The sequence below is a fragment of the Providencia sneebia DSM 19967 genome, from assembly GCF_000314895.2.
In the GTDB taxonomy this organism is placed as follows: domain Bacteria; phylum Pseudomonadota; class Gammaproteobacteria; order Enterobacterales; family Enterobacteriaceae; genus Providencia; species Providencia sneebia.
On record NZ_CM001773.1, the window covers coordinates 770,801 to 793,420 of the forward strand.

Genomic DNA, 22,620 nt, shown 5'->3' on the forward strand with positions numbered 1-22,620 from the left:
TGGGTGTTAACAGCTTTTTCACGCAATTTTGATGTTAACAACCCTCCAATACTTTTTTCTATTGACGACTTAATATACTGTGTTCTCGGCTACGACCCTCTCGGGTAGCTCGGTAGTAGAGCTTCGCAATGAAATGATTTAAGAGTAATAGCAATGAGTATTACGGAAAATGTTCATTTTCCATATTCAAAAAATAGCGTTAGCGAAGCTGTCCTAGTTTGGGCGGACAGAGTGGGTCACTGATCAGCGAGCTGAGGAACCCTAATGGTTTACTCCTATACCGAGAAAAAACGTATTCGTAAGGATTTTGGTAAACGTCCACAAGTGTTGGATATACCTTATCTCCTTTCTATCCAACTTGACTCGTTCCAGAAGTTTATCGAGCAAGATCCTGACGGTCAGAATGGTCTGGAAGCAGCTTTCCGTTCTGTATTTCCAATTCAGAGCTATAGTGGTAATGCTGAACTACAATATGTCAGCTATCGCTTGGGTGAGCCTGTTTTTGACGTTAAAGAATGTCAAATCCGTGGTATTACATACTCAGCACCACTACGCGTTAAATTACGTCTCATTGTTTATGAGCGTGAAGCGCCTGAAGGTACTGTAAAAGATATTAAAGAACAAGAAGTCTACATGGGTGAAATCCCACTGATGACTGAAAACGGGACTTTTGTTATTAACGGTACTGAGCGTGTTATCGTATCTCAGTTACACCGTAGCCCGGGCGTATTCTTTGACAGTGATAAAGGTAAAACGCATTCATCAGGAAAAGTACTGTATAACGCACGTATTATTCCTTACCGTGGTTCTTGGTTAGACTTTGAATTCGATCCAAAAGATAACCTATTTGTACGTATTGACCGTCGTCGTAAATTGCCTGCGACAATTATTCTGCGTGCAATGAACTACACTACCGAAGAAATTTTAAACTTATTCTTCGATAAAACCGTATTCCAAATCCGCGATAATAAACTGATGATGACGCTGGTTCCTGAGCGTCTACGTGGTGAAACTGCTTCTTTTGATATTGAAGCAAACGGCAAAGTTTATGTTGAAAAAGGCCGTCGTATCACTGCACGTCACATCCGTTTACTTGAAAAAGAAGATGTCAACAGCATTGAAGTACCTGTTGAATACATCGCGGGTAAAGTATCTGCAAAAGATTACATTGATGAAAGCACTGGTGAGCTGATTTGTGCAGCTAACATGGAACTTTCATTAGATACTCTTGCGCGTCTAAGCCAAGCTGGCCATAAAACAATTGAAACATTGTTTACTAATGACTTAGACCACGGTGCTTATATCTCTGAAACTATCCGTGTCGATCCAACAAATGATCGCTTGAGCGCGCTGGTAGAAATCTACCGTATGATGCGCCCAGGTGAGCCACCAACCCGTGAAGCAGCAGAAAATCTGTTCGAAAATCTGTTCTTCTCTGAAGATCGTTATGATTTATCAGCGGTTGGTCGTATGAAGTTCAACCGTTCACTCGGCCGTGAAGAAATCGAAGGTTCAGGTATCCTGAGCAAAGAAGATATCATTGAGGTAATGAAAAAACTCATTGATATTCGTAACGGTAAAGGCGAAGTCGATGATATTGACCACTTAGGTAACCGTCGTATTCGTTCTGTTGGTGAAATGGCTGAAAACCAATTCCGTGTTGGTCTTGTACGTGTTGAGCGTGCGGTGAAAGAGCGTCTTTCCCTTGGCGATCTTGATGCATTAATGCCTCAAGATATGATCAATGCGAAACCAATTTCAGCAGCAGTAAAAGAGTTCTTTGGTTCTAGCCAGTTGTCCCAATTTATGGACCAGAACAACCCACTGTCTGAAATTACGCACAAACGTCGTATTTCTGCATTAGGCCCTGGTGGTTTGACGCGTGAACGTGCTGGCTTTGAAGTACGTGACGTTCACCCAACTCACTATGGTCGTGTGTGTCCAATCGAAACCCCTGAAGGTCCGAACATCGGTCTTATCAACTCGCTATCTGTTTATGCACAGACTAACGAGTACGGTTTCCTTGAAACACCATATCGTTTAGTTCGTGACGGCCTTGTTACTGACGAAATTCACTACTTGTCTGCAATTGAAGAAGGTAATTTCATCATTGCTCAGGCAAACACCGTTTTAGCAGATGATGGTAGCTTCGTTGAAGAACTGATCACTTGTCGTAACCGTGGTGAATCAAGCTTATTTAGTCGTGACCAAGTTGAATATATGGACGTTTCGACTCAACAGGTTGTTTCTGTTGGTGCGTCACTAATCCCGTTCCTTGAACACGATGATGCTAACCGTGCATTGATGGGTGCGAACATGCAACGTCAAGCGGTTCCAACTTTACGTGCTGACAAACCATTAGTCGGTACTGGTATGGAACGTGCAGTTGCTGTTGACTCCGGTGTTACAGCAGTCGCAAGACGCGGTGGTACAATTCAGTATGTTGATGCATCACGTATCGTGATTAAAGTCAACGAAGATGAAATGTATCCAGGCGAAGCTGGAATCGATATTTATAACCTGACTAAATATACTCGTTCTAACCAAAACACCTGTATTAATCAGATGCCATGCGTCTCTTTAGGTGAGCCAGTTGAACGTGGTGATGTATTAGCTGATGGTCCTTCAACAGACCTTGGTGAATTAGCATTAGGTCAAAACATGCGCGTGGCATTCATGCCATGGAATGGTTATAACTTCGAAGACTCCATCCTTGTTTCTGAGCGTGTTGTTCAAGAAGACCGTTTTACTACGATCCACATTCAAGAACTTGCTTGCGTATCTCGTGATACCAAATTAGGGCCTGAAGAGATCACTGCTGATATTCCAAATGTCGGTGAAGCGGCTCTGTCTAAACTTGATGAATCCGGTATCGTTTATATCGGTGCTGAAGTTAAAGGCGGCGACATCTTAGTTGGTAAAGTTACACCTAAAGGTGAAACTCAACTGACTCCAGAAGAGAAACTACTGCGTGCTATTTTCGGTGAAAAAGCATCTGACGTTAAAGACTCTTCTTTACGCGTTCCAAATGGCGTATCCGGTACAGTTATTGATGTGCAGGTATTTACCCGTGATGGCGTAGAAAAAGATAAACGTGCTTTAGAAATCGAAGAAACACAACTGCGTGATGCTAAGAAAGACTTAACCGAAGAGTTACGTATTTTTGAAGCAGCTCTGTTCTCTCGAATCCGTTCTGTATTAGTTAACGGTGGAATCGAAGCTGAAAAACTGGATAAATTGCCTCGTGATCGTTGGTTAGAGCTATCTCTTGCTGATGAAGAGAAACAAAACCAGTTAGAACAATTAGCTGAGCAGTATGACGAACTGAAATCTGAGTTTGAGAAAAAACTGGATGCTAAGCGTCGTAAAATTACCCAAGGTGATGATCTTGCTCCTGGCGTACTGAAAATTGTTAAGGTTTACCTGGCGGTTAAACGTCAAATTCAACCGGGTGATAAAATGGCGGGTCGCCATGGTAACAAAGGTGTTATCTCGAAAATCAACCCAATTGAAGACATGCCTTACGATGAAAATGGTAACCCAGTAGACATCGTTCTGAACCCACTGGGCGTACCATCACGTATGAACATCGGTCAGATTTTGGAAACCCATTTGGGTATGGCTGCGAAAGGTATTGGTGACAAAATTAATGCTATGCTTAAACAGCAGCAAGAAGTTGCCAAACTGCGTGAGTTCATCCAAAAAGCCTATGATCTAGGTGATGACACTCGTCAGAAAGTGGATTTGAATACATTCTCTGATGAAGAAGTTATGCGTCTGGCTGAAAACCTGAAAAAAGGTATGCCAATCGCAACACCTGTGTTTGATGGTGCAAAAGAGATCGAAATTAAAGAGCTACTGAAACTGGGTGGTCTGCCTACATCAGGTCAGATTACATTATTCGATGGCCGTACTGGTGAAAGATTTGAGCGTCAGGTAACTGTAGGTTACATGTACATGCTGAAACTGAACCACTTGGTTGACGATAAAATGCATGCCCGTTCTACTGGTTCTTACAGCTTGGTTACTCAGCAACCACTGGGTGGTAAAGCTCAGTTCGGTGGTCAGCGTTTCGGGGAGATGGAAGTGTGGGCACTGGAAGCATACGGTGCAGCTTATACTCTTCAAGAAATGCTTACAGTTAAGTCTGATGACGTTAACGGCCGTACTAAGATGTATAAAAACATCGTTGATGGTAGCCATCAGATGGAACCTGGTATGCCGGAATCTTTCAACGTATTGTTGAAAGAAATCCGTTCTCTGGGTATCAACATCGAACTGGAAGACGAGTAATTCGTTTGTACCGGAAGGCTGATATGGCCTTCCGGCCAGTATAAATACTGGGATTAGGGGAGAGAGGCTCGGGTCTCTCACCTGACAGGTCTAACTCCGACAGGAGCCATTTTGTGAAAGACTTAATTAAGTTTCTGAAAGCGCAAACCAAGACCGAAGAGTTTGATGCGATCAAAATTGCTCTGGCATCTCCTGATATGATCCGTTCGTGGTCATTCGGTGAAGTGAAAAAGCCAGAAACTATTAACTACCGTACGTTCAAACCTGAGCGTGACGGCCTTTTCTGTGCGCGTATTTTCGGGCCAGTAAAAGACTACGAATGCTTGTGCGGTAAGTACAAACGTTTAAAACACCGTGGTGTGATTTGTGAGAAGTGTGGCGTTGAAGTTACACAAACTAAAGTCCGTCGTGAGCGCATGGGTCATATTGAACTAGCTTCTCCGACTGCGCACATTTGGTTCTTAAAATCACTGCCATCTCGTATCGGTTTGCTGCTTGATATGCCTTTACGTGATATTGAGCGTGTTCTTTATTTTGAATCATATGTTGTTGTTGAAGGCGGGATGACTAGCCTTGAACGTCGCCAGATTCTGACTGAAGAACAATATCTTGACGCACTAGAAGAGTTCGGTGATGAATTTGATGCAAAAATGGGTGCAGAAGCAATCCAAGGTTTGTTGAAAAATCTCGACCTCGAAAATGAGTGCGAAACGTTACGTGAAGAATTGAATGAAACAAATTCTGAAACGAAACGTAAGAAGCTGACTAAGCGTATTAAGCTGTTAGAAGCATTTATTCAATCTGGTAATAAACCAGAATGGATGATCTTAAATGTTCTGCCAGTATTGCCACCAGATCTACGTCCATTAGTACCATTGGATGGTGGTCGTTTCGCAACATCTGATCTTAACGATCTGTATCGTCGCGTAATTAACCGTAATAACCGTCTAAAACGTCTTCTGGATCTGGCTGCGCCTGATATCATCGTACGTAACGAAAAACGTATGTTGCAAGAAGCGGTTGATGCACTGTTAGATAACGGTCGTCGTGGTCGTGCAATTACAGGTTCAAACAAACGTCCTCTGAAATCTTTGGCTGATATGATCAAAGGTAAACAAGGTCGTTTCCGTCAGAACTTGCTTGGTAAGCGTGTTGACTACTCTGGTCGTTCTGTTATCACCGTAGGTCCATACCTGCGTCTGCATCAGTGCGGTCTGCCTAAGAAAATGGCTCTTGAGCTATTCAAACCATTTATCTATGGCAAATTAGAATTACGTGGTTTGGCAACAACCATTAAAGCTGCGAAGAAAATGGTTGAGCGTGAAGAATCAGTTGTTTGGGATATCTTGGATGAAGTTATCCGCGAACACCCAGTTATGCTGAACCGTGCGCCAACACTTCACCGTCTGGGTATCCAAGCTTTCGAACCAATCTTGATCGAAGGTAAAGCTATCCAATTGCACCCTCTGGTTTGTGCGGCATATAACGCCGACTTCGATGGTGACCAAATGGCGGTACACGTTCCTCTAACTTTAGAAGCACAGTTAGAAGCGCGTGCGTTGATGATGTCAACAAACAACATTCTATCACCTGCAAGTGGTGAGCCTATCATCGTTCCTTCTCAGGACGTTGTATTGGGTCTTTACTACATGACTCGTGACTGTGTAAACGCGAAAGGCGAAGGCATGGTCTTAAATGGACCTAAAGAAGCCGAGCGTGTTTACCGTTCAGGTCATGCTTCACTGCATGCCCGCGTAAAAGTTCGTATCACTGAAGAAGTGAAAGATGGCGAAGGTAACATCACAGTCAATACTGGCTTGGTTGATACCACCGTTGGCCGTGCGATTTTATGGATGATCGTACCAAAAGGTCTACCTTACTCTTTGGTTAACCAAGCGTTAGGTAAGAAAGCTATCTCTAAAATGCTGAATACTTGTTACCGCGTTTTAGGATTGAAACCAACTGTTATTTTTGCTGACCAAATTATGTACACCGGGTTCGCTTACGCTGCTCGTTCTGGTGCATCAGTTGGTATCGATGACATGGTTATTCCTGAGAAAAAAGCCGGTATCATCGCAGAAGCAGAAGCTGAAGTTGCTGAAATTCAAGAACAGTTCCAATCTGGTCTTGTAACAGCAGGCGAACGTTACAACAAAGTTATCGATATCTGGGCTGCGGCAAACGAACGTGTTGCTAAAGCGATGATGGAAAACCTGTCTACTGAAACTGTCATTAACCGTGATGGTGAAGAAGAACAACAGGTCTCTTTCAACAGTATCTTTATGATGGCCGACTCCGGTGCTCGTGGTTCTGCTGCGCAGATCCGTCAGCTAGCTGGTATGCGTGGTCTGATGGCTAAACCAGATGGTTCAATCATCGAAACCCCAATTACAGCAAACTTCCGTGAAGGTCTAAACGTTCTTCAGTACTTTATCTCTACGCATGGTGCTCGTAAAGGTCTTGCGGATACAGCATTGAAAACAGCAAACTCAGGTTACTTGACTCGTCGTCTTGTTGACGTAGCACAAGACTTGGTTGTGACTGAAGATGACTGTGGTACTCACGAAGGTATCTTGATGACTCCGGTTATCGAGGGTGGCGATGTTAAAGAGCCACTGCGTGAGCGTGTACTTGGTCGTGTGACAGCTGAAGATATCCTGATCCCAGGAACAGCTGATATTCTTGTTCCACGTAACACTTTGCTACACGAAAAATGGTGTGACCTGTTAGAAGAAAACTCTGTTGACAGCGTTAAAGTCCGTTCAGTCGTAAGCTGTGAAACTGACTTCGGTGTGTGTGCTCACTGTTATGGTCGTGACCTTGCTCGTGGTCATATCATTAACAAAGGTGAAGCTATCGGGGTTATTGCAGCACAGTCAATCGGTGAACCAGGTACACAGTTGACGATGCGTACGTTCCACATCGGTGGTGCGGCATCTCGTGCGGCAGCAGAATCAAGTATCCAAGTGCGTAACACGGGTACACTGAAACTGTTCAATGCGAAATACGTTACCAACTCAGAAGGCAAATTAGTTATTACTTCACGTAATACTGAATTGCGTCTGATTGATGAGTTCGGTCGTACTAAAGAGAGCTATAAAGTTCCTTATGGTGCACACTTAACCAAAGGTGATGGCGCGTCAGTGAATGGTGGTGAAACAGTTGCAAACTGGGATCCACATACAATGCCAGTTGTCAGTGAAGTATCCGGTATTATCCGCTTCTCTGATATGATTGATGGCCAATCTGTCACTCGTCAAACTGATGAATTAACAGGTCTGTCTTCAATTGTTGTTCTGGATACAGCTGAGCGTACCGCAGGTGGTAAAGATTTACGTCCTGCACTGCGTGTTGTTGATGCAAATGGTAACGATGTTCTGATCCCGAACACAGATATGCCTACTCAGTATTTCTTACCGGGTAAAGCAATTGTTCAGTTGGATGATGGTATTGCTATCAATGCCGGTGATACTTTAGCGCGTATTCCACAAGAATCTGTGGGTACTAAAGATATCACGGGTGGTCTGCCACGCGTAGCTGACTTGTTCGAAGCTCGTCGTCCGAAAGAGCCTGCAATCTTGGCAGAAATCAGCGGTATTATTTCGTTTGGTAAAGAAACGAAAGGTAAACGCCGTCTGGTTATCACGCCATTAGATGGTAGCGATCCGTACGAAGAGATGATCCCTAAATGGCGTCAATTGAACGTGTTTGAGGGTGAAATCGTTGAACGTGGTGACGTTGTTTCTGATGGTCCAGAATCTCCACATGATATTCTGCGTTTGCGTGGCGTCCATGCAGTAACGCGTTATATCACTAACGAGGTTCAGGAAGTTTACCGTTTACAAGGCGTTAAGATTAACGATAAACACATTGAAGTTATCGTTCGTCAGATGCTACGTAAGGTTACAATTGCTGACGCAGGAAGCTCTGAATTCCTCGAAGGTGAGCAAATTGAATACTCACGCGTTAAAGTTGCTAACCGTAAACTTGAAATGGAAGGTAAAATTCCTGCAAATTATGCTCGTGACCTATTGGGTATCACTAAAGCATCTTTGGCAACAGAATCCTTCATTTCTGCGGCATCGTTCCAAGAAACAACACGCGTACTGACAGAAGCTGCAGTTGCAGGTAAACGCGATGAACTTCGCGGTCTGAAAGAAAACGTTATTGTTGGCCGCTTGATCCCAGCGGGTACTGGTTTTGCTTATCATCAAGACCGTACACGTCGCCGTCATCTGAATGATGTGGTTGAGGCTCCACAAGTTAGTGCTGATGAAGCAACTGCTAACTTGGCTGAACTGTTAAATGCAGGTTTTAGCAGCGATAACAAATAAGACTAATTAGTCTATTTGCAACATGATAATCGAACCGGTGCACTTAAATGCACCGGTTTTTTTATCCTTTAAATAAATTTTTGATGAAAATACAGTTCCACTTAATATTAATTTTCAAAACAATTAATATTAAAAATAAATCATTCTAAATAGAGATAAATATTAATAATAGTTATTAATTTATTTGGATTTTAAAATTAATATTTTTAAATAAAGACTTTATCAATCATAAAATAAAAAATCACACTCAAGGAAATTCCTTTAATTTATTGAATTAAAATAATTTTATTATATTTTTTATGATAACTTAAATATATAGGCATTAAAAATAATAACAACCTGTTTTTATTTGTAATGTGTTATGAATGAAAATTAATAAACAATATAGGCGTTAAATTATCATTGTGATAAAAGAAAACAATGATGATTAAATTTATTAAAGTCAATATTATTAAATTTATCAGGAATAGCATTATGAATAAAAAAGAAAATATGAATTCCCTTGTTTCAGATGTTCTTTCAGCAGCTGCACCTACTGCACCTACCGCAGATGTTAGCACGGTATCCCAAGTGATTACGGGGACTGGACCCGTTGCATTAGATTTAGTGATCATTATTGATACCAGTGGTTCTATGTCTGATGAATCTCAAGATCTTAGTGATCAGATTGATGCTGCGATTCAGAATGCATCAGAAAAATGCCCTTCGCGACTTAGAGCAACTTTCTTAGGTATTCAAGGCACTTGGGATAATACGAAATTTGATCAATCTGTCAGTGATTACCTGATTGGACGTGGTGTTAAAGAGGCAAATTTACAAGCAAGAGCACCTTTTAAAGAAGCTGATGGATTAGATCATAGGGGAAATCGCGAAGATCTCTGTCGTGCAGTCATTGATGCCAGTAAATATTTTGATTGGCGAGAGAATGCTCGTCGGGCAATTTTTGTGTTGGGTGATGAAGGTATGGAAGGGGGCGGGGGTATTTTAACTCAAGCAGCCATTGATAAAAATGATGAGGCTATATCTGTTGCACAGCAGGAACAAGTCAAGGTCTACACATATCAAGGCACACCCAATGACGATCCTTCTAATCTCGATAGTTTTCCGTCACTTGCAGATAGAGATAAAATCACCAAAGAGTATGAACGGCTGGCAGAACAAACGGGTGGGCGCTCTTATATTTATACTACGGGGATCGCTAATTTTTCATTAGTTTTACAAGAAATTCTTTGTGATAGTTTGAATCCACCGGCTAAACCAAATGTTAATGGTAAAGCTAATTGCGAAAGTGTGTGTGAGCAGTTACCAACTATTTTAGCAACAATTGGTCGGTTAGCTGAGATCTTGAATAAAGCCATTGATGCATGCTGTAAAGATGATCATGATGATAGTAAGAAAGATAAGAAACTTTGTCGTTGTAAACATTAATATTTAGCATAATAAAAGGCGAGCAATATTGTATTGCCCGCCTAAGTAATTTATTAACTCATTAATATCAATGCTGATTAATAAAAAATGCCGATAATAGCGCAATGGATGACAAAGCCGACAAGTAAAGGCACGGCTGTTCGTTTAACAACATCAAATGGCTGGAGTTTTGCGCCACTGGAAACGGCAATGATAACGCCTGAAACTGGAGACATCCCTCGTCCCATGTGCGATGCTTGCTGCATTGGTAAGATCATCGCGATAGGATTAACGCCCATGCTATGAGCAATTTGTGGAATCAATTCGACAAAAGCTAAGAATGGTGCATTTCCTGAGCCCATGATAATGGCTGCTGCCAATGTCACTAACGCAAAGACAAGTGCCATCGCAAATGGTGGTAAACCGACAGATTCCGCGAGCAGAATAAGTTGGTCAATTGCACCACTGACTTTAATACCATGAGCAAATACGCCTGCGGCAACGAGTAATCCAACTACATTACTAAAAGCATGACCCATGCCATTTAAAAAATGTTGGAAGCCATTACACACTACTTTGAAATTGTGAGTGCGCAGTGTTTCGATGAGCATACAAATCGCCATTGAAATTAAGACGATTGTGACGACATCAAGATGAATTCCTTCAAAGAATAAATTCGACGATCCCACTGCCATGATAATTGGCAGCATGGGTAAAATAGCATAATAGCTAGGGATGTTCTTTTTCTTTTCTTCTCCTTCATGTGATTGGACGGCTTTACCAATAGCAGGAATAAAGCCAATTTTTCGGTCACAATGACGTTGCCAGAAAATATGTGTGATACCAACAGCAAGAACAGTCGCTAGTGCCGCAGGACCTTGATAGTACAACACATATTCAACAACTGACATATCCACTGCTTTAGCACCACGAATGGCATCAATCGCAGTTGGCGTGTAGGCAACCCCAAGAGAAGTGGCGATAACACCGGCAGCGGAAGCTGGAGATAATCCAAGCCCAATCATGATTGGAAACATGGTACCCATGAGTAGAACAGCTAAGCCTGTTGCTGATGGGATCGCAAGTTGCAATATACTCGCCAATAAAAATGAGAAAAATAGCAGGACATAAGGCGAACGCATATTTTTCAAAGGTTTAGTAGCGACGCTGACAACGGCTTCATTCGCACCAATATGATCCATATAATGGGCGAATCCCATCAATGCCATGATCATTAAGCCGAGATCGGCGGCACGGCTACTAAAGAGGTCGCGCATGACTTCAAAGGAGTCTAGCCAAGTTAATCCTGTAGAAGCTACATTTTTAGGTAAGATAGATCCCCAACCGAGAGCTTGGGTACATATCATGAGAACCAAACCAGCAATAAATAAGATAGGTTCTGCCTTGTAGCCTTTGAGTATAAACCGCGCGACCAAAATAACGATAATAAGAACCGTTAAAATTGGGATCATGCTTTAGCTCCTGGCTTGAAACGCTCAGCTGTGATCTGCACGACTTGCTTTAGCACATCACTTGCTGCATATAGCGATTTAACGGGCAAATATTCATAGATGGAATGGAAATTATGTGCACCTGTGAAGATATTTGGGCAAGGTAATCCATTTTGAGATAACGCCGCACCATCATAACCACCGCGCATTGGGATTACTTTTGGGGTAATACCACAAGCTTGGTAGGCTTCGACAGCAACATCAATTGGATAACGGTTTTCACCTTGTAAACTGTTATAAACGTTGGAGTAGCGATCGGCTAATGAGCATTTGATGCTGCCTTCTCCCCACAGCTGTTCGCAACATTCAGATAGTTTTTTCAAGAACGCCATTCTTGATTGATAGCCTTCTTCGGTAAAATCACGAATATCCATTTTTAGCACAGTACGCGCGCTGTTACCTGACATCTGCTTTACCCAATAATAACCTTCACGCCCCTCGGTATATTCTGGCGCTTCACCACCGGGTAGCATAGCGATAAATTTTTGTGCCATTAAAAGTGAATTGATTAATTTTCCTTTTGCTGACATTGGATGAGCCGATTTACCTGTAAAGATAATTTCAGCATCACCTGCATTCCAGTTTTCATAAACTAATTCGCCAATACCGCAGCAATCAAGGGTATAGGCGAAGTCTGCACCAAACTCTTGCACATCAAATACTTTTGCGCCTCGTAAACCTTGTTCTTCATCAGGAACAAAACCGATTTTGATTGTACCGTGTTTAATTTGTGGGTTTTGTTTAAAATATTGGAGCATGTCCATAATGGAAGCGATGGCTGCTTTATCATCAGCGCCTAGCAGGCTAGTACCATCGGTGACAATAATGTCATCACCGAGGTAGTTGGTCAGTTCAGGAAATTCGCTTTTACGCAGGTAAATATTTAATTCTTTGTTTAAACACAGATCTTCGCCGTTATATGGCAAAATTTGTGCTTTAGTATCATTGGTTTGTTCTGCACTGGTATCTAAATGTCCAAAGAAAGCAACAGTTGGAACATCATAATCGAGGTTTGACGGTAATGTTGCAGTGACAATGGCGGTATCACGTAATTTGATATCTTCAACGCCGAGTGCTTCTAGCTCTTTCACTAATTGTTTTGCTAAAACACGCTGCCCTTCTGAAGATGGCATAATGCCAGCGGCGCCTTTTTCCCTATCGGTGGTGGTGTTAATTTGTGTATAAGAAATAAATCTATCGACAATATTCATTACTTTCATTCTCCAGCATTATTATTATGAGTATTTTTTGTATCATGAATAATAAAAAGATAAATATTGAATCGATAAAATTTCTTTAAAATGTTACGGAGGATATAAAATTGATAATTAGAAGAAGATATTATTAAAATAATGAATTATTATACTGGCCTTTTAATTTTATCATTAAATGAGAATTTTCAAATGTCATGCAACTCTATGTTGTATATTGGTTTTTTATTGTTTTCTCTAAGATATGTTGATAATTAACATATATTTTTTAACTTTATCTAATTTGTGATAAATTAGATATTAATATCATGAATACAAGTATAGATTATTTTTTATAAATTAATAAAGTTATCTTAAAATAAACATAAAATATTTGATTTAAATATAATCTTATCTCCACTAATTTTGTTAAATGACATAATATATATCAATATCTTTAATCTATTCTAAGAAAACAAAGATAATATCTTCCTTGATATTATCTTTGTAAGATTAGCGGCCTAAGTATTGATCCCAATCTTTCCAAACAGGTTGTAGCCCAGCGCGAATGAGTGATTCAGCAACTTGCGCTGCGCTGCGGTTATCATGACGTTCGGCAATCCAAGTTGCTCGGATTTTTTTCAGCCCTTTATGTACATTTAGTTCCGAAGCCGGGTCGCCATAAGGGCCTGATGTATCATAAACAGGCACTGGCTCATTATCTTCAAATTGCGGATTATCTTTATCGCCGCCAATTAATGTTTGTGAGAGTTGGATTTCTCTCATGGGAACTTGAATATCTTCCCGTGATCCCGTTAAGTAAATACGTTGGGAATTAGGAAATGAAACACCGGAAATAGTGTTGATAAAATCTTCAGCTGCATCACGTTGTGCTTTACGCGTTCGTGCCGGTGCTGCTTTTGGTGATAGATCAGTTGTTGGTATAATTGAGTTTTGGGACATAGCAAATTCCTGACATTGTCACAGGCTATTACGTTTAAACGCATAGCGGGTTTATCGTAGAAAGTTGCTTGTCTAGAGTTCGGATGGAGTAATGGTAAGATGCGGCAGCGCATTTTAGGGTGTTGTCATTTTCGATATGTTGCTTTTTTCATCAATCTATCGATGGAAAAAATGAAATAACCAAAATGATGACGCTAAATAATTACTCTTGTTCCCTTCGCAGGTATTAACCCGATCAGGTTCCGCGGATCCCGAATTAACGGTCTCAGCCTGCACATATTTATGTACTAGGCACTCCGACAAGAAAGTTCAGTATAAAGTTTCTTCGTTATTGTTCAAGCAATAAGTGTGCTGGCTGCATTCAGCGACTTAAACCACCATCTTCTTTTCTCTTTTTTCTGTCACGCATGATAAGCAGATATCGTTTTGATTGCTGCTTTCTCTTTTACATGAATGTATTAGAGGAAAAAGATTATTTTAATGGTACGAAATTCTCACTCAAAAATAAGAATATGTTAAAAGCTAAAGCACCCAATGATACTGTTGCCAGTACTTTGCCTTGGCAGCTTGCTGTAATTTTTGATCGCCATTGACAATAAACACCTCATCAGCAAACTCACACATTGGGAGATCATTTGCAGAATCGGTATAAAAATAGAGATAAGCATCCGTGATTTTCTGATGTTGAATCCATTGCATCAGCCGCTTAACTTTGCCTTCTTTAAAGGTTGGAATACCCTCAATTTCAGTCGTGTAGCAGCCTTGGTTCTCTTTTAGGTCAATCCCCATAGCAATATCTGCATTGAGATGTTGTGCAATTTTTTTGACAATAAATGATACGGTTGCAGAAATGATAATCACGGGGATCGCTTGTGATCGGTATTGTGCGATCGTTTTGACGGCATCGGGATAAATACGCGGTAAAATTCGTGTTGCCACAAAATCATCTAGCCAGCTATCGACTTGTTGAATGGGAACGCCAGCTAATGTTTGCAGGTTAAACTGCAAATAAGCTGCCATATTGAGCGTGCCAGCATTATATTGCGCCATCATTTCTTTATCAGCTTCAACAAAGCTGGGATCAGTAATGATGTTGTTATCCCATAAATATTGAGTCCAAAGAACACTGCTATCTCCCTGAATAAGCGTGTCATCAAGATCAAAAATAGCCAATTTGGTTTGCATCGTATTCTCCTTGTTGTGTTTATTATGCGAGAAACTGTTATTAACTCAGAGCACGAATTTCATTTTTATTAAACATGAGTTCAAGGTGTGTTCCTGGCTCTAATAAACGTTCAGATGAGCGATTAAGTAAATCAACCGTCATATTACCAGCAAGTGTATTGACTGAGTAACGAATGATATTGCCGAGTAGCTGGTGGTCAAGAATAACGGCATCCACAGGATGGGAAATGTGCTCACCATAATGCCTGCCAGCTTCTTTTACATAAATGGATTCAGGCCTAATAGCAAGAATACCTTGTAAACTCAGACCTAATAATTCATTGGCTTTTTCGGCTTCAACAAGGTTGTAGTGCCCCATAAAGCGAGCAACAAATTCATTAGCTGGCTGAGTATAAATATTTTCGGCTGTATCACTTTGAATAATAGAACCTTTATTCATTAAAAAGATACGGTCAGACATAATCATCGCTTCATCTTGGTCATGCGTGACAAAAATGGTGGTGAGATTCAGTTCACGTTGTATATGACGAATTTGTTGGCGAAGATGTTTTCTAATACGGGCATCCAATGCAGATAAGGGCTCATCTAACAGCAATACTTGTGGTTTGACAACCAATGCGCGAGCGAGAGCAACGCGTTGGCGCTGTCCACCTGATAATTGATGAGGATATTGCTGCTCTTTACCTTCGAGTTCAACAAGTTCAATGACTTTGGCAACGGCTGTTTTTCTCTCGTTACTTTCTACTTTTTGCATTTTTAAACCAAAGGCAATATTTTCTTCAACTGTCATATTGGGGAACAGTGCATAGCTTTGAAAAACCATGCCGACACCGCGTTGCTGAGCTGCCTGTTGGGTAATGTTTTTGCGATTAATATAAAGCTCACCATTATCAGGTTGCTCTAGACCCGCAATGCAGCGTAATAAGGTGGACTTTCCGCAGCCACTTGGACCGAGTAGGGTGATAAACTCACCTTTTTCAATGGTGAACTGGATATCAGTAAAAACATTATTTTGACCAAATGATTTACTTAGGTTTTCAGCAATAACGTAACTCATTATTTATCTCCAGACCGGCTCATACGCATTGCAAGCCAAGTGAGCAGCAATGTGAATAGAAAATAAGACATCACTAACGCAGAGGTGAAATGACCACTCGTTTGACGCATATTAAATAAGTAAATTTGTAAGGTTTCATAACGTGTTCCCACCAAAATATTGGCAAAAACAAACTCACCCATCAAAAATGAAAATGAGATCAGCAGTGAAACCAGAAAGCCTTTGCGAATATTCGGCAATATAATCAAGAAAAACGCTTTAAATGTGCTAGCGCCTAATAGATGTGCAGCATCCATTAGGTCATGCAAGTTAATGCCTTGGAAACTATTGGCTAGCGCTCGGTACATAAACGGCAATGTGATGGTGAAATAGGTGCCGATTAAAATCCAAGGTGTTCCAACTAGCATTAAAGGCTCATCTGCAAAAATTTGCAGTAACCCAACGGATGAAACAACAGGCGGGATGGCAAAAGGTAAAATAATGAATAGATCCATCAAACCTTTCATTTTTGGGAAGCGGTAAAAAACAACAAAGGTCACGGGTAAAATGACGACGGTGCTAATCAATAATGTGCCGAAACAGATAATTAATGAGCGACCAAAAGCCATTAAAAAACGCGGATCTTGCCAAAGCTGTAAGTACCATTTTATGGTTAGGGCATCCGGTAATACAGTGGCTCCCCATTGTGTTGCCATAGAATAGATAAATGTTGCAATGATAGGTAACACGAGCAGTGCAGCAACACTGATTAAAATGAGTTTATGTAACCATAATCCTGAGTTCTGTCTCGTTTTTATCGTGAGGCTATGATTTTGCATGATAGCTCCGTTTTAATAACCAATGATGAATCGCGGTAATAAAAGCTAAAATAGCAATCAGCAATACCGACAATGCGGCAGCTAAATTGGGTTCTAAATAGAGGTCGCCAGAAACTAGGCTGCCGATGCGAATGGTTACAAGGTTGTAATTACCACTTGTTAAAGCATAAGTGCTGGCATAGGCACCGACTGCATTCGCCACTAAGATGATAAATGTTCCGAGTAATGCTGGAGATATTACGGGAATAGCAACTGTCCTCCAGTATGTTAGCTTACTCGCGCCCATCGTTTTTGCGGCATCTTCCCATTCTGGCTTTAAAGCATCAAAAGCAGGATAGAGTAATAAAATGCCTAGTGGGATTTGAAAGTAGATATACAACACCATCAAGCCACTTGCGCTATAAATATTGAAATCTTCAATCAGCCCCCATGCTTTGAGCTGTAAGGTAATCGCGCCATTAAAGCCAAGAATGATGATGAAAGCGAAAGCCAATGGTACACCGCTAAAGTTGCTTGCCATTGTTGTTAATGAAATCATTAAGCGGCGAATTTTGCCCTGCATTTTATAAATCGAAAATGCAGTGATTGCGGAGATCAATAAGCCAACAACACTACAAATAATGGATAGCCAAAGTGTATTTTGGAAAGATTGCAAATAGAAGTCACTGGTTAAAATCTCAATATAATGGGCTAATGACCAAGTTTCTTCTGCAATAAAACTATTCACTAATACCCAAATCATGGGGGCGATTTGAAATAAGAAAAATAGAATAAAAAAAGGCAAGGTAAGTAGCATTGCGCGCCAGTGAAATTGCCTAAAAGATTTTTTAAGCATAACTTTTTTCTCCCGTTGCGGGCAGGCTTGCTCACATGAAATGCTGACGTTACTCATGATTGATCTCCCGCGAGCAGCTCATGGCAGATTTTTTTATCTGTAAAATCAATGCCGAGCAAAGCGCAGACTGTTCCACAAATCTCGGTTTGTTCTACAGCACATTGCGCTTGGTGTGAAAATTGGTTACCAATCACAAATAAAGGCACTGTGCGTTCTTCTGCCAATATGCCGCCGTGGCTGTGGTCATTATTCATGCCATGGTCACTGGTCACCATGATTTGATAGCCTTGTTCAATCCACGATGGAAGGTAGCTTGATAAAACTGTATCAATTTTCCGCGCGGCATTGCGGTATTGTGGCGAATCGAAACCAAATTTGTGGCCAGTATCATCAATATTCATTGGGTGGATCAGTAAAAAATCTGGGGAATAAGTTGACCGCAGATATTCTGCATCCATAAAAAGGTGATCATCAGGATAGTGATCAGCTTGATAAAAACAGCCATGCTGAATAGGTAGCTGAATATCATGCGTAAAACGGTCACGTATTACGACAAAGGGCGCACGGTTATACAGTTCACTTACCCAATAATAAGCAGCTGCAGCCGTTGTTTTTCCGGCTTTTTGGGCTAGTGAAAAAATACTATCAAAGTAAGAAAGTCGCACCACTTCGTTATTGACGATGCCACTTTTAATTGGCGAAATACCCGTTAATATGCATTCATATAAAGGACGCGACATTGATGGTAATTCACATTCCAGCTTATAAAGAGTTGCACTATCCGCTTCAATAAGACCATTAAGATAGCCCATACAATGATGGGCTACTGGATAGCTCAAGCCGTCTAGCACAATAAGTATGACTTTATTAGACATGAGGCTTTTAATTCCTAATTACTGTTGGTGAATTAACACTTGTTGCTGCCACATTTTTGGTAAATTACGTGATGATTTTTCCCAACCATCTGCATTTTTAATCGGATGAACATTTTTATATTGCTCATCTGGTAGCAATTTTGCTTTGACATTTTCTGGCAGTGTTAAGTGTGTTGCGCGGATAGGGCGAGCATAGCCTTCTGCAAGGTTAAGCTGTCCTTTATCACTAAAGATAAATTCGCGGGCAAGTTTGGCTGCGTTCGGGTTTTTTGCGAATTTATTGATAATGGTGGTATAACCGGAAATAACGGATCCATCAGAAGGGATAACAACTTCAAAGCGATCTCGGTTGATCTGATCACGGTAATTTAGAGCATTGAAATCCCATAAAATGCCAACTTCGACTTCACCTTTTTCAATATTGGCGACGGTTGGGTTATTTACTGATAAACGTTTCTGTTTCGCGAGTTCACCAAAAAATTCGATGGCAGGTTGTAGATTATTTTCATCACTACCACGCGCAAAAGCCGCCGCTAGAACAGCATTGTTGGCCTGTGCCGCAATCCCGACATCTCCAACTGTGACTTTATAATCACCTTTGAGTAAATCTTCCCAACTTTTTGGTGCGTCTTTGACTAAATCTTTATTAATCATAAAAGCAATTGTGCCCGTATAAGCCAAAGCCCAATGCCCATCTTTATCTTTTGCCCAATCTGGGATCTGTGACCATGTTGTTGGTTTATAAGGTTGAGTAACGCCTTTTAATACGGCAACAGGGCCAAATGCGGCACCAACATCACCAATATCAGCAGTAGCATTATTTTTCTCTGCGGCAAATTTAGCAATTTCTTGTGCTGAGCTCATATCAGTATCTTGATGTTTTAAACCATATTCTTTTTCAAGATCTTGCCAAGTTCCTTGCCAGTTAGCCCATGAATCAGGCATACCAACGCTGTATACTTGCCCTTCTTTCTTTGCAGCATTAATTAGGGTTGTTAGATCAGTTTCTGCTGTTGCAGCAAAACTTGAGGCGGTTAGTGAAATCAAGATTGCAGGTACGATAGCTTTCATTTTATCTCTCACAGGGTAGAAGGAATGCGTTTAGTGCATGCTAGTTTTTTAACGTGACAGAGAGTTGAAAGATTTATGACATTTTTTATATCTGTCATATTTCGCGCTACGGTAGGTTGACTATGCTGGTTTTACTCGTTACATCCTTTTTATACTCAGATTATTTTATGACTTATTTGTCATGCTAATTTATAAATATAAAGCCTTTTTGATAAGAACAGTCTAAAAAGTGTCAAAAAAGGGTTTGAAAAATGACTAAATGGAATGATTGAATTACATTGTTGAAAACGTCTATTCCATGAGTAATGGGCAATTATTTATTTAAATAAAAGATGTGAAAAATGACAAAAGTAACATTAACTGGGGCAGAAAACGGCTGGTGGTTTATCTGCTTTGTGGGGCGTTTATGGTTACCGCAAGGTGAGATCCCCAAAGGAACAGCAGCAGAATGGTCATTAATCGGAAAAATAGCAACACCAATTGGTGAATGGCAAGGTGAAGTCGTTTGGTTGATTGCAGAAAAAATGCCAGCAGACATGGCATCACCACGTTTGGTGGCTGCTGAAGATGAAGGATTATTTCGTCTCGCAGGTCGAGGTGTTCAGTTAGCTGAATTCTATCGCTCTCATCGCTATTGCGGATACTGTGGCACTGCAATGAGACACAGTGCAACTGAATGGGCTTGCCTTTGTGATCACTGCCATGAACGTTATTATCCGCAAATAGCACCTTGTATTATTGTGGGTATTCGTCGGGGTGACCACATTCTACTCGCGCAACATCGCCGTCATATTAAAAACCCACGTTTTACGGTACTTGCAGGGTTTGTGGAAGTGGGTGAAACATTAGAAGAGGCTGTGCGACGCGAAGTCATGGAAGAGAGCAGCATCAAAATACGCAATATTCGCTACGTTTCTTCTCAGCCGTGGCCATTCCCACATTCATTAATGATGGGCTTTTTAGCTGATTATGAAAGTGGTGAAATTGAAATTGACCCAAATGAATTAGTGAGTGCCGCATGGTATCACTATGATGATTTACCCAAAATTCCGCCAAGTGACACAATTGCGAGACGCCTAATTGAAGATACTGTTGCGCTATGTCGGCAGGATGACGTGATATTCAAATAGTGCAGCTTCTGATATTGCGACCTTTACATGCTACAATGACGCCTTCAACCACGTGTGGTGGCCACTGATTATAATGGAGTAAATAATGACTGAGTTGAAAAATGACCGCTATCTACGTGCTTTGTTACGTCAGCCTGTAGATACCACCCCGGTATGGATGATGCGTCAAGCGGGGCGTTATCTACCAGAATATAAAGCAACACGTGCACAAGCTGGTGATTTTCTTTCTCTGTGTAAAAATACTGAGCTTGCCTGTGAAGTGACACTTCAACCATTACGCCGTTTTCCATTAGATGCCGCCATTTTATTTTCTGACATCTTAACGATCCCTGATGCAATGGGCCTTGGCCTTTATTTTGAAACGGGCGAAGGGCCGCGTTTTAAAAAAACAGTAAGCAGTTTCGCGGATGTCAAAAATATCCCCATTCCTGACCCAGAAATGGAATTAGGTTATGTGATGGATGCAGTAAGAGCCATTCGTAAAGCGCTTAATGGCGACGTGCCTTTAATTGGTTTTTCAGGTAGCCCGTGGACGCTCGCAACCTACATGGTTGAAGGTGGAAGCAGTAAAGCCTTCACAAAAATTAAAAAATGATGTATGAAGACCCGAATGCTTTACATCTGTTACTTGATAAATTAGCGGATAGTGTGATTTTATACCTCAATGCGCAAATCCGTGCTGGCGCACAATCTATTATGATTTTTGACACTTGGGGCGGTGTGCTAACTCAACGCGATTACCTTGATTTTTCACTGAATTATATGCAGAAAATTATTGATGGTTTGATCCGCGAAAATGAAGGGCGTCGTGTGCCTGTGACACTGTTTACTAAAGGTGGCGGTCAGTGGTTAGAAGCAATGGCTGCAACTGGATGTGATGCATTAGGTTTAGATTGGACGACTGAAATTGCTGATGCGCGTCGTCGCGTTGGCGATAAAGTGGCATTACAAGGAAATATGGACCCTTCTATGTTATATGCCCCAATTCCACGTATTGAAGAAGAAGTTCAGCACATATTGGCAGGCTTTGGTCATGGCAATGGGCATGTCTTTAATTTAGGTCATGGTATTCATCAAGATGTACCACCAGAACATGCCGGTGCATTTGTTGATGCAGTTCACCGTTATTCTCGTCAATACCATCAATAATAGAATGGTTTATTGAATAGACGAAAGCCATTATTTTGTTCGATTATTAGTCGTTAGGTCATTTATGGTGGAGTATTATGGCGATTTCAACTCAACATTTGCGGCAAGAACAGCTTGATAAAGCGAAATTAGTCGTGTTGCAAGATGACGAACAGCAGCCTCATTTTATTGGTGGTGCTGATGTCGGATTTGAGCAACAAGGCTCAGTAACACGTGCTGTTATTGTGGTCTTATCATGGCCGGATTTGCAACTTGTTGAATATCAGATAGCCCGTGTACCCACCGAATTGCCTTATATTCCCGGTTTATTGTCATTTCGTGAAGTTCCGGGTTTAATGGCGGCATGGTCACAATTAAATCAACGGCCTGATTTGGTGTTAGTGGATGGTCAAGGTATTGCTCATCCACGCCGTTTTGGCGTTGCTTGCCATTTTGGTTTACAAGCAAATGTGCCAACAATTGGTGTCGCTAAAAGTAAACTCTACGGTGATTATTTAGCACTTGGTGAAGAACCGGGCAGCTGTCAGCAATTAGTTCATGAAGCTGAACAATTAGGCTGGGTACTCAGAAGTAAAAAACGGTGTAACCCATTATTTATTTCACCTGGGCATAAAATGAGCTATACATCTTCATTGGAGTGGGTTGAAAGATGTTTGCGTGGCTATAGATTGCCAGAACCAACCCGTTTTGCTGACGGAATTGCATCAAATAGAACATTTTTTAAGCGAATGGAAGAGAAGAACAGCTAAATATCAGCAAAATATGTGGCATTAGTTGATTTTCAGGTAAACTGCGAAGTATT

The 22,620-nt window shown here is 41.1% G+C and carries 13 protein-coding genes, 2 pseudogenes and 1 riboswitch; of the genes and pseudogenes, 6 read left to right on the top strand and 9 right to left on the bottom strand.

What is annotated here, in order from left to right; all coding sequences use genetic code 11:
* Window positions 1-264 precede the first annotated feature (264 nt).
* The 3 genes from rpoB (at window position 265) to OO7_RS03145 (ending at window position 10,055) form a co-directional block, all read left to right on the top strand.
* Window positions 265-4,293, top strand: coding sequence for a DNA-directed RNA polymerase subunit beta (rpoB, locus tag OO7_RS03135; protein ID WP_008914514.1), 4,029 nt, complete (start codon window positions 265-267; stop codon window positions 4,291-4,293).
* Between the two features lie 113 nt (window positions 4,294-4,406).
* Complete coding sequence (gene rpoC, locus OO7_RS03140) at window positions 4,407-8,627, top strand: DNA-directed RNA polymerase subunit beta' (RefSeq protein ID WP_008914515.1); 4,221 nt, start codon at window positions 4,407-4,409, stop codon at window positions 8,625-8,627.
* Between the two features lie 474 nt (window positions 8,628-9,101).
* Window positions 9,102-10,055, top strand: a complete 954-nt coding sequence (locus tag OO7_RS03145) for a hypothetical protein (protein ID WP_043892785.1) — start codon at window positions 9,102-9,104, stop codon at window positions 10,053-10,055.
* 77 nt (window positions 10,056-10,132) lie between these two features.
* Here the strand turns inward: OO7_RS03145 and dcuC are convergent, their stop codons facing one another.
* The 9 genes and pseudogenes from dcuC to OO7_RS03190 all read right to left on the bottom strand — a co-directional run bounded on the left by dcuC (window position 10,133) and on the right by OO7_RS03190 (window position 19,539).
* Entirely contained in the window at window positions 10,133-11,506 is a 1,374-nt protein-coding gene (gene dcuC, locus OO7_RS03150) for a C4-dicarboxylate transporter DcuC (RefSeq protein WP_008914517.1), read from the bottom strand.
* Window positions 11,503-12,756, bottom strand: coding sequence for a peptidase T (gene pepT / locus OO7_RS03155; RefSeq protein ID WP_008914518.1), 1,254 nt, complete (start codon window positions 12,754-12,756; stop codon window positions 11,503-11,505). Before pepT ends, dcuC begins: the two co-directional genes overlap by 4 nt.
* Window positions 12,757-13,290: 534 nt before the next feature.
* A pseudogene (locus OO7_RS03160) lies at window positions 13,291-13,698 on the bottom strand (phosphomethylpyrimidine synthase ThiC); the annotation flags it as partial.
* Between the two features lie 195 nt (window positions 13,699-13,893).
* Window positions 13,894-14,007, bottom strand: a riboswitch (TPP riboswitch).
* Window positions 14,008-14,220: 213 nt separating this feature from the next.
* Window positions 14,221-14,883, bottom strand: a complete 663-nt coding sequence (locus OO7_RS03165; protein WP_008914520.1) for an HAD family hydrolase — start codon at window positions 14,881-14,883, stop codon at window positions 14,221-14,223.
* A gap of 40 nt (window positions 14,884-14,923) precedes the next feature.
* Entirely contained in the window at window positions 14,924-15,940 is a 1,017-nt protein-coding gene (locus tag OO7_RS03170; protein WP_008914521.1) for an ABC transporter ATP-binding protein, read from the bottom strand.
* The gene (locus tag OO7_RS03175) at window positions 15,940-16,758 is read right to left on the bottom strand and encodes an ABC transporter permease (protein WP_008914522.1); all 819 of its coding nucleotides are present in this window, start codon (window positions 16,756-16,758) and stop codon (window positions 15,940-15,942) included. The genes OO7_RS03170 and OO7_RS03175 overlap by 1 nt, the downstream gene beginning before the upstream one ends.
* Complete coding sequence (locus OO7_RS03180) at window positions 16,745-17,593, bottom strand: ABC transporter permease (RefSeq protein WP_282553500.1); 849 nt, start codon at window positions 17,591-17,593, stop codon at window positions 16,745-16,747. The genes OO7_RS03175 and OO7_RS03180 overlap by 14 nt, the downstream gene beginning before the upstream one ends.
* Before the next feature lie 53 nt (window positions 17,594-17,646).
* The gene (locus OO7_RS03185) at window positions 17,647-18,468 is read right to left on the bottom strand and encodes an alkaline phosphatase family protein (protein WP_008914524.1); all 822 of its coding nucleotides are present in this window, start codon (window positions 18,466-18,468) and stop codon (window positions 17,647-17,649) included.
* A gap of 18 nt (window positions 18,469-18,486) precedes the next feature.
* Complete coding sequence (locus OO7_RS03190; protein ID WP_008914525.1) at window positions 18,487-19,539, bottom strand: ABC transporter substrate-binding protein; 1,053 nt, start codon at window positions 19,537-19,539, stop codon at window positions 18,487-18,489.
* Between the two features lie 341 nt (window positions 19,540-19,880).
* On the opposite strand from OO7_RS03190, the gene nudC reads away from it, so the two are divergent.
* The 3 genes and pseudogenes from nudC to nfi all read left to right on the top strand — a co-directional run bounded on the left by nudC (window position 19,881) and on the right by nfi (window position 22,567).
* Entirely contained in the window at window positions 19,881-20,669 is a 789-nt protein-coding gene (gene nudC / locus OO7_RS03195) for an NAD(+) diphosphatase (RefSeq protein WP_008914526.1), read from the top strand.
* An 85-nt stretch (window positions 20,670-20,754) separates the two neighbouring features.
* Window positions 20,755-21,818 (top strand): annotated as a pseudogene (hemE, locus tag OO7_RS03200) (uroporphyrinogen decarboxylase).
* A gap of 77 nt (window positions 21,819-21,895) precedes the next feature.
* The gene (gene nfi / locus OO7_RS03205) at window positions 21,896-22,567 is read left to right on the top strand and encodes a deoxyribonuclease V (protein WP_008914529.1); all 672 of its coding nucleotides are present in this window, start codon (window positions 21,896-21,898) and stop codon (window positions 22,565-22,567) included.
* The last annotated feature ends 53 nt before the right edge of the window (window positions 22,568-22,620 follow it).

What these genes read in the sequence shown, in the direction of transcription:
- rpoB (WP_008914514.1), top strand. Translation starts at nt 265, where the DNA reads ATGGTTTACTCCTATACCGAGAAAAAACGTATTCGTAAGGATTTTGGT.
- OO7_RS03145 (WP_043892785.1), top strand. Translation starts at nt 9,102, where the DNA reads ATGAATAAAAAAGAAAATATGAATTCCCTTGTTTCAGATGTTCTTTCA.
- OO7_RS03165 (WP_008914520.1), bottom strand. Translation starts at nt 14,883, where the DNA reads ATGCAAACCAAATTGGCTATTTTTGATCTTGATGACACGCTTATTCAG.
- OO7_RS03170 (WP_008914521.1), bottom strand. Translation starts at nt 15,940, where the DNA reads ATGAGTTACGTTATTGCTGAAAACCTAAGTAAATCATTTGGTCAAAAT.
- dcuC (WP_008914517.1), bottom strand. Translation starts at nt 11,506, where the DNA reads ATGATCCCAATTTTAACGGTTCTTATTATCGTTATTTTGGTCGCGCGG.
- pepT (WP_008914518.1), bottom strand. Translation starts at nt 12,756, where the DNA reads ATGAATATTGTCGATAGATTTATTTCTTATACACAAATTAACACCACC.
- OO7_RS03185 (WP_008914524.1), bottom strand. Translation starts at nt 18,468, where the DNA reads ATGTCTAATAAAGTCATACTTATTGTGCTAGACGGCTTGAGCTATCCA.
- OO7_RS03180 (WP_282553500.1), bottom strand. Translation starts at nt 17,593, where the DNA reads ATGCTTAAAAAATCTTTTAGGCAATTTCACTGGCGCGCAATGCTACTT.
- OO7_RS03190 (WP_008914525.1), bottom strand. Translation starts at nt 19,539, where the DNA reads ATGAAAGCTATCGTACCTGCAATCTTGATTTCACTAACCGCCTCAAGT.
- OO7_RS03175 (WP_008914522.1), bottom strand. Translation starts at nt 16,758, where the DNA reads ATGCAAAATCATAGCCTCACGATAAAAACGAGACAGAACTCAGGATTA.
- nfi (WP_008914529.1), top strand. Translation starts at nt 21,896, where the DNA reads ATGGCGATTTCAACTCAACATTTGCGGCAAGAACAGCTTGATAAAGCG.
- nudC (WP_008914526.1), top strand. Translation starts at nt 19,881, where the DNA reads ATGACAAAAGTAACATTAACTGGGGCAGAAAACGGCTGGTGGTTTATC.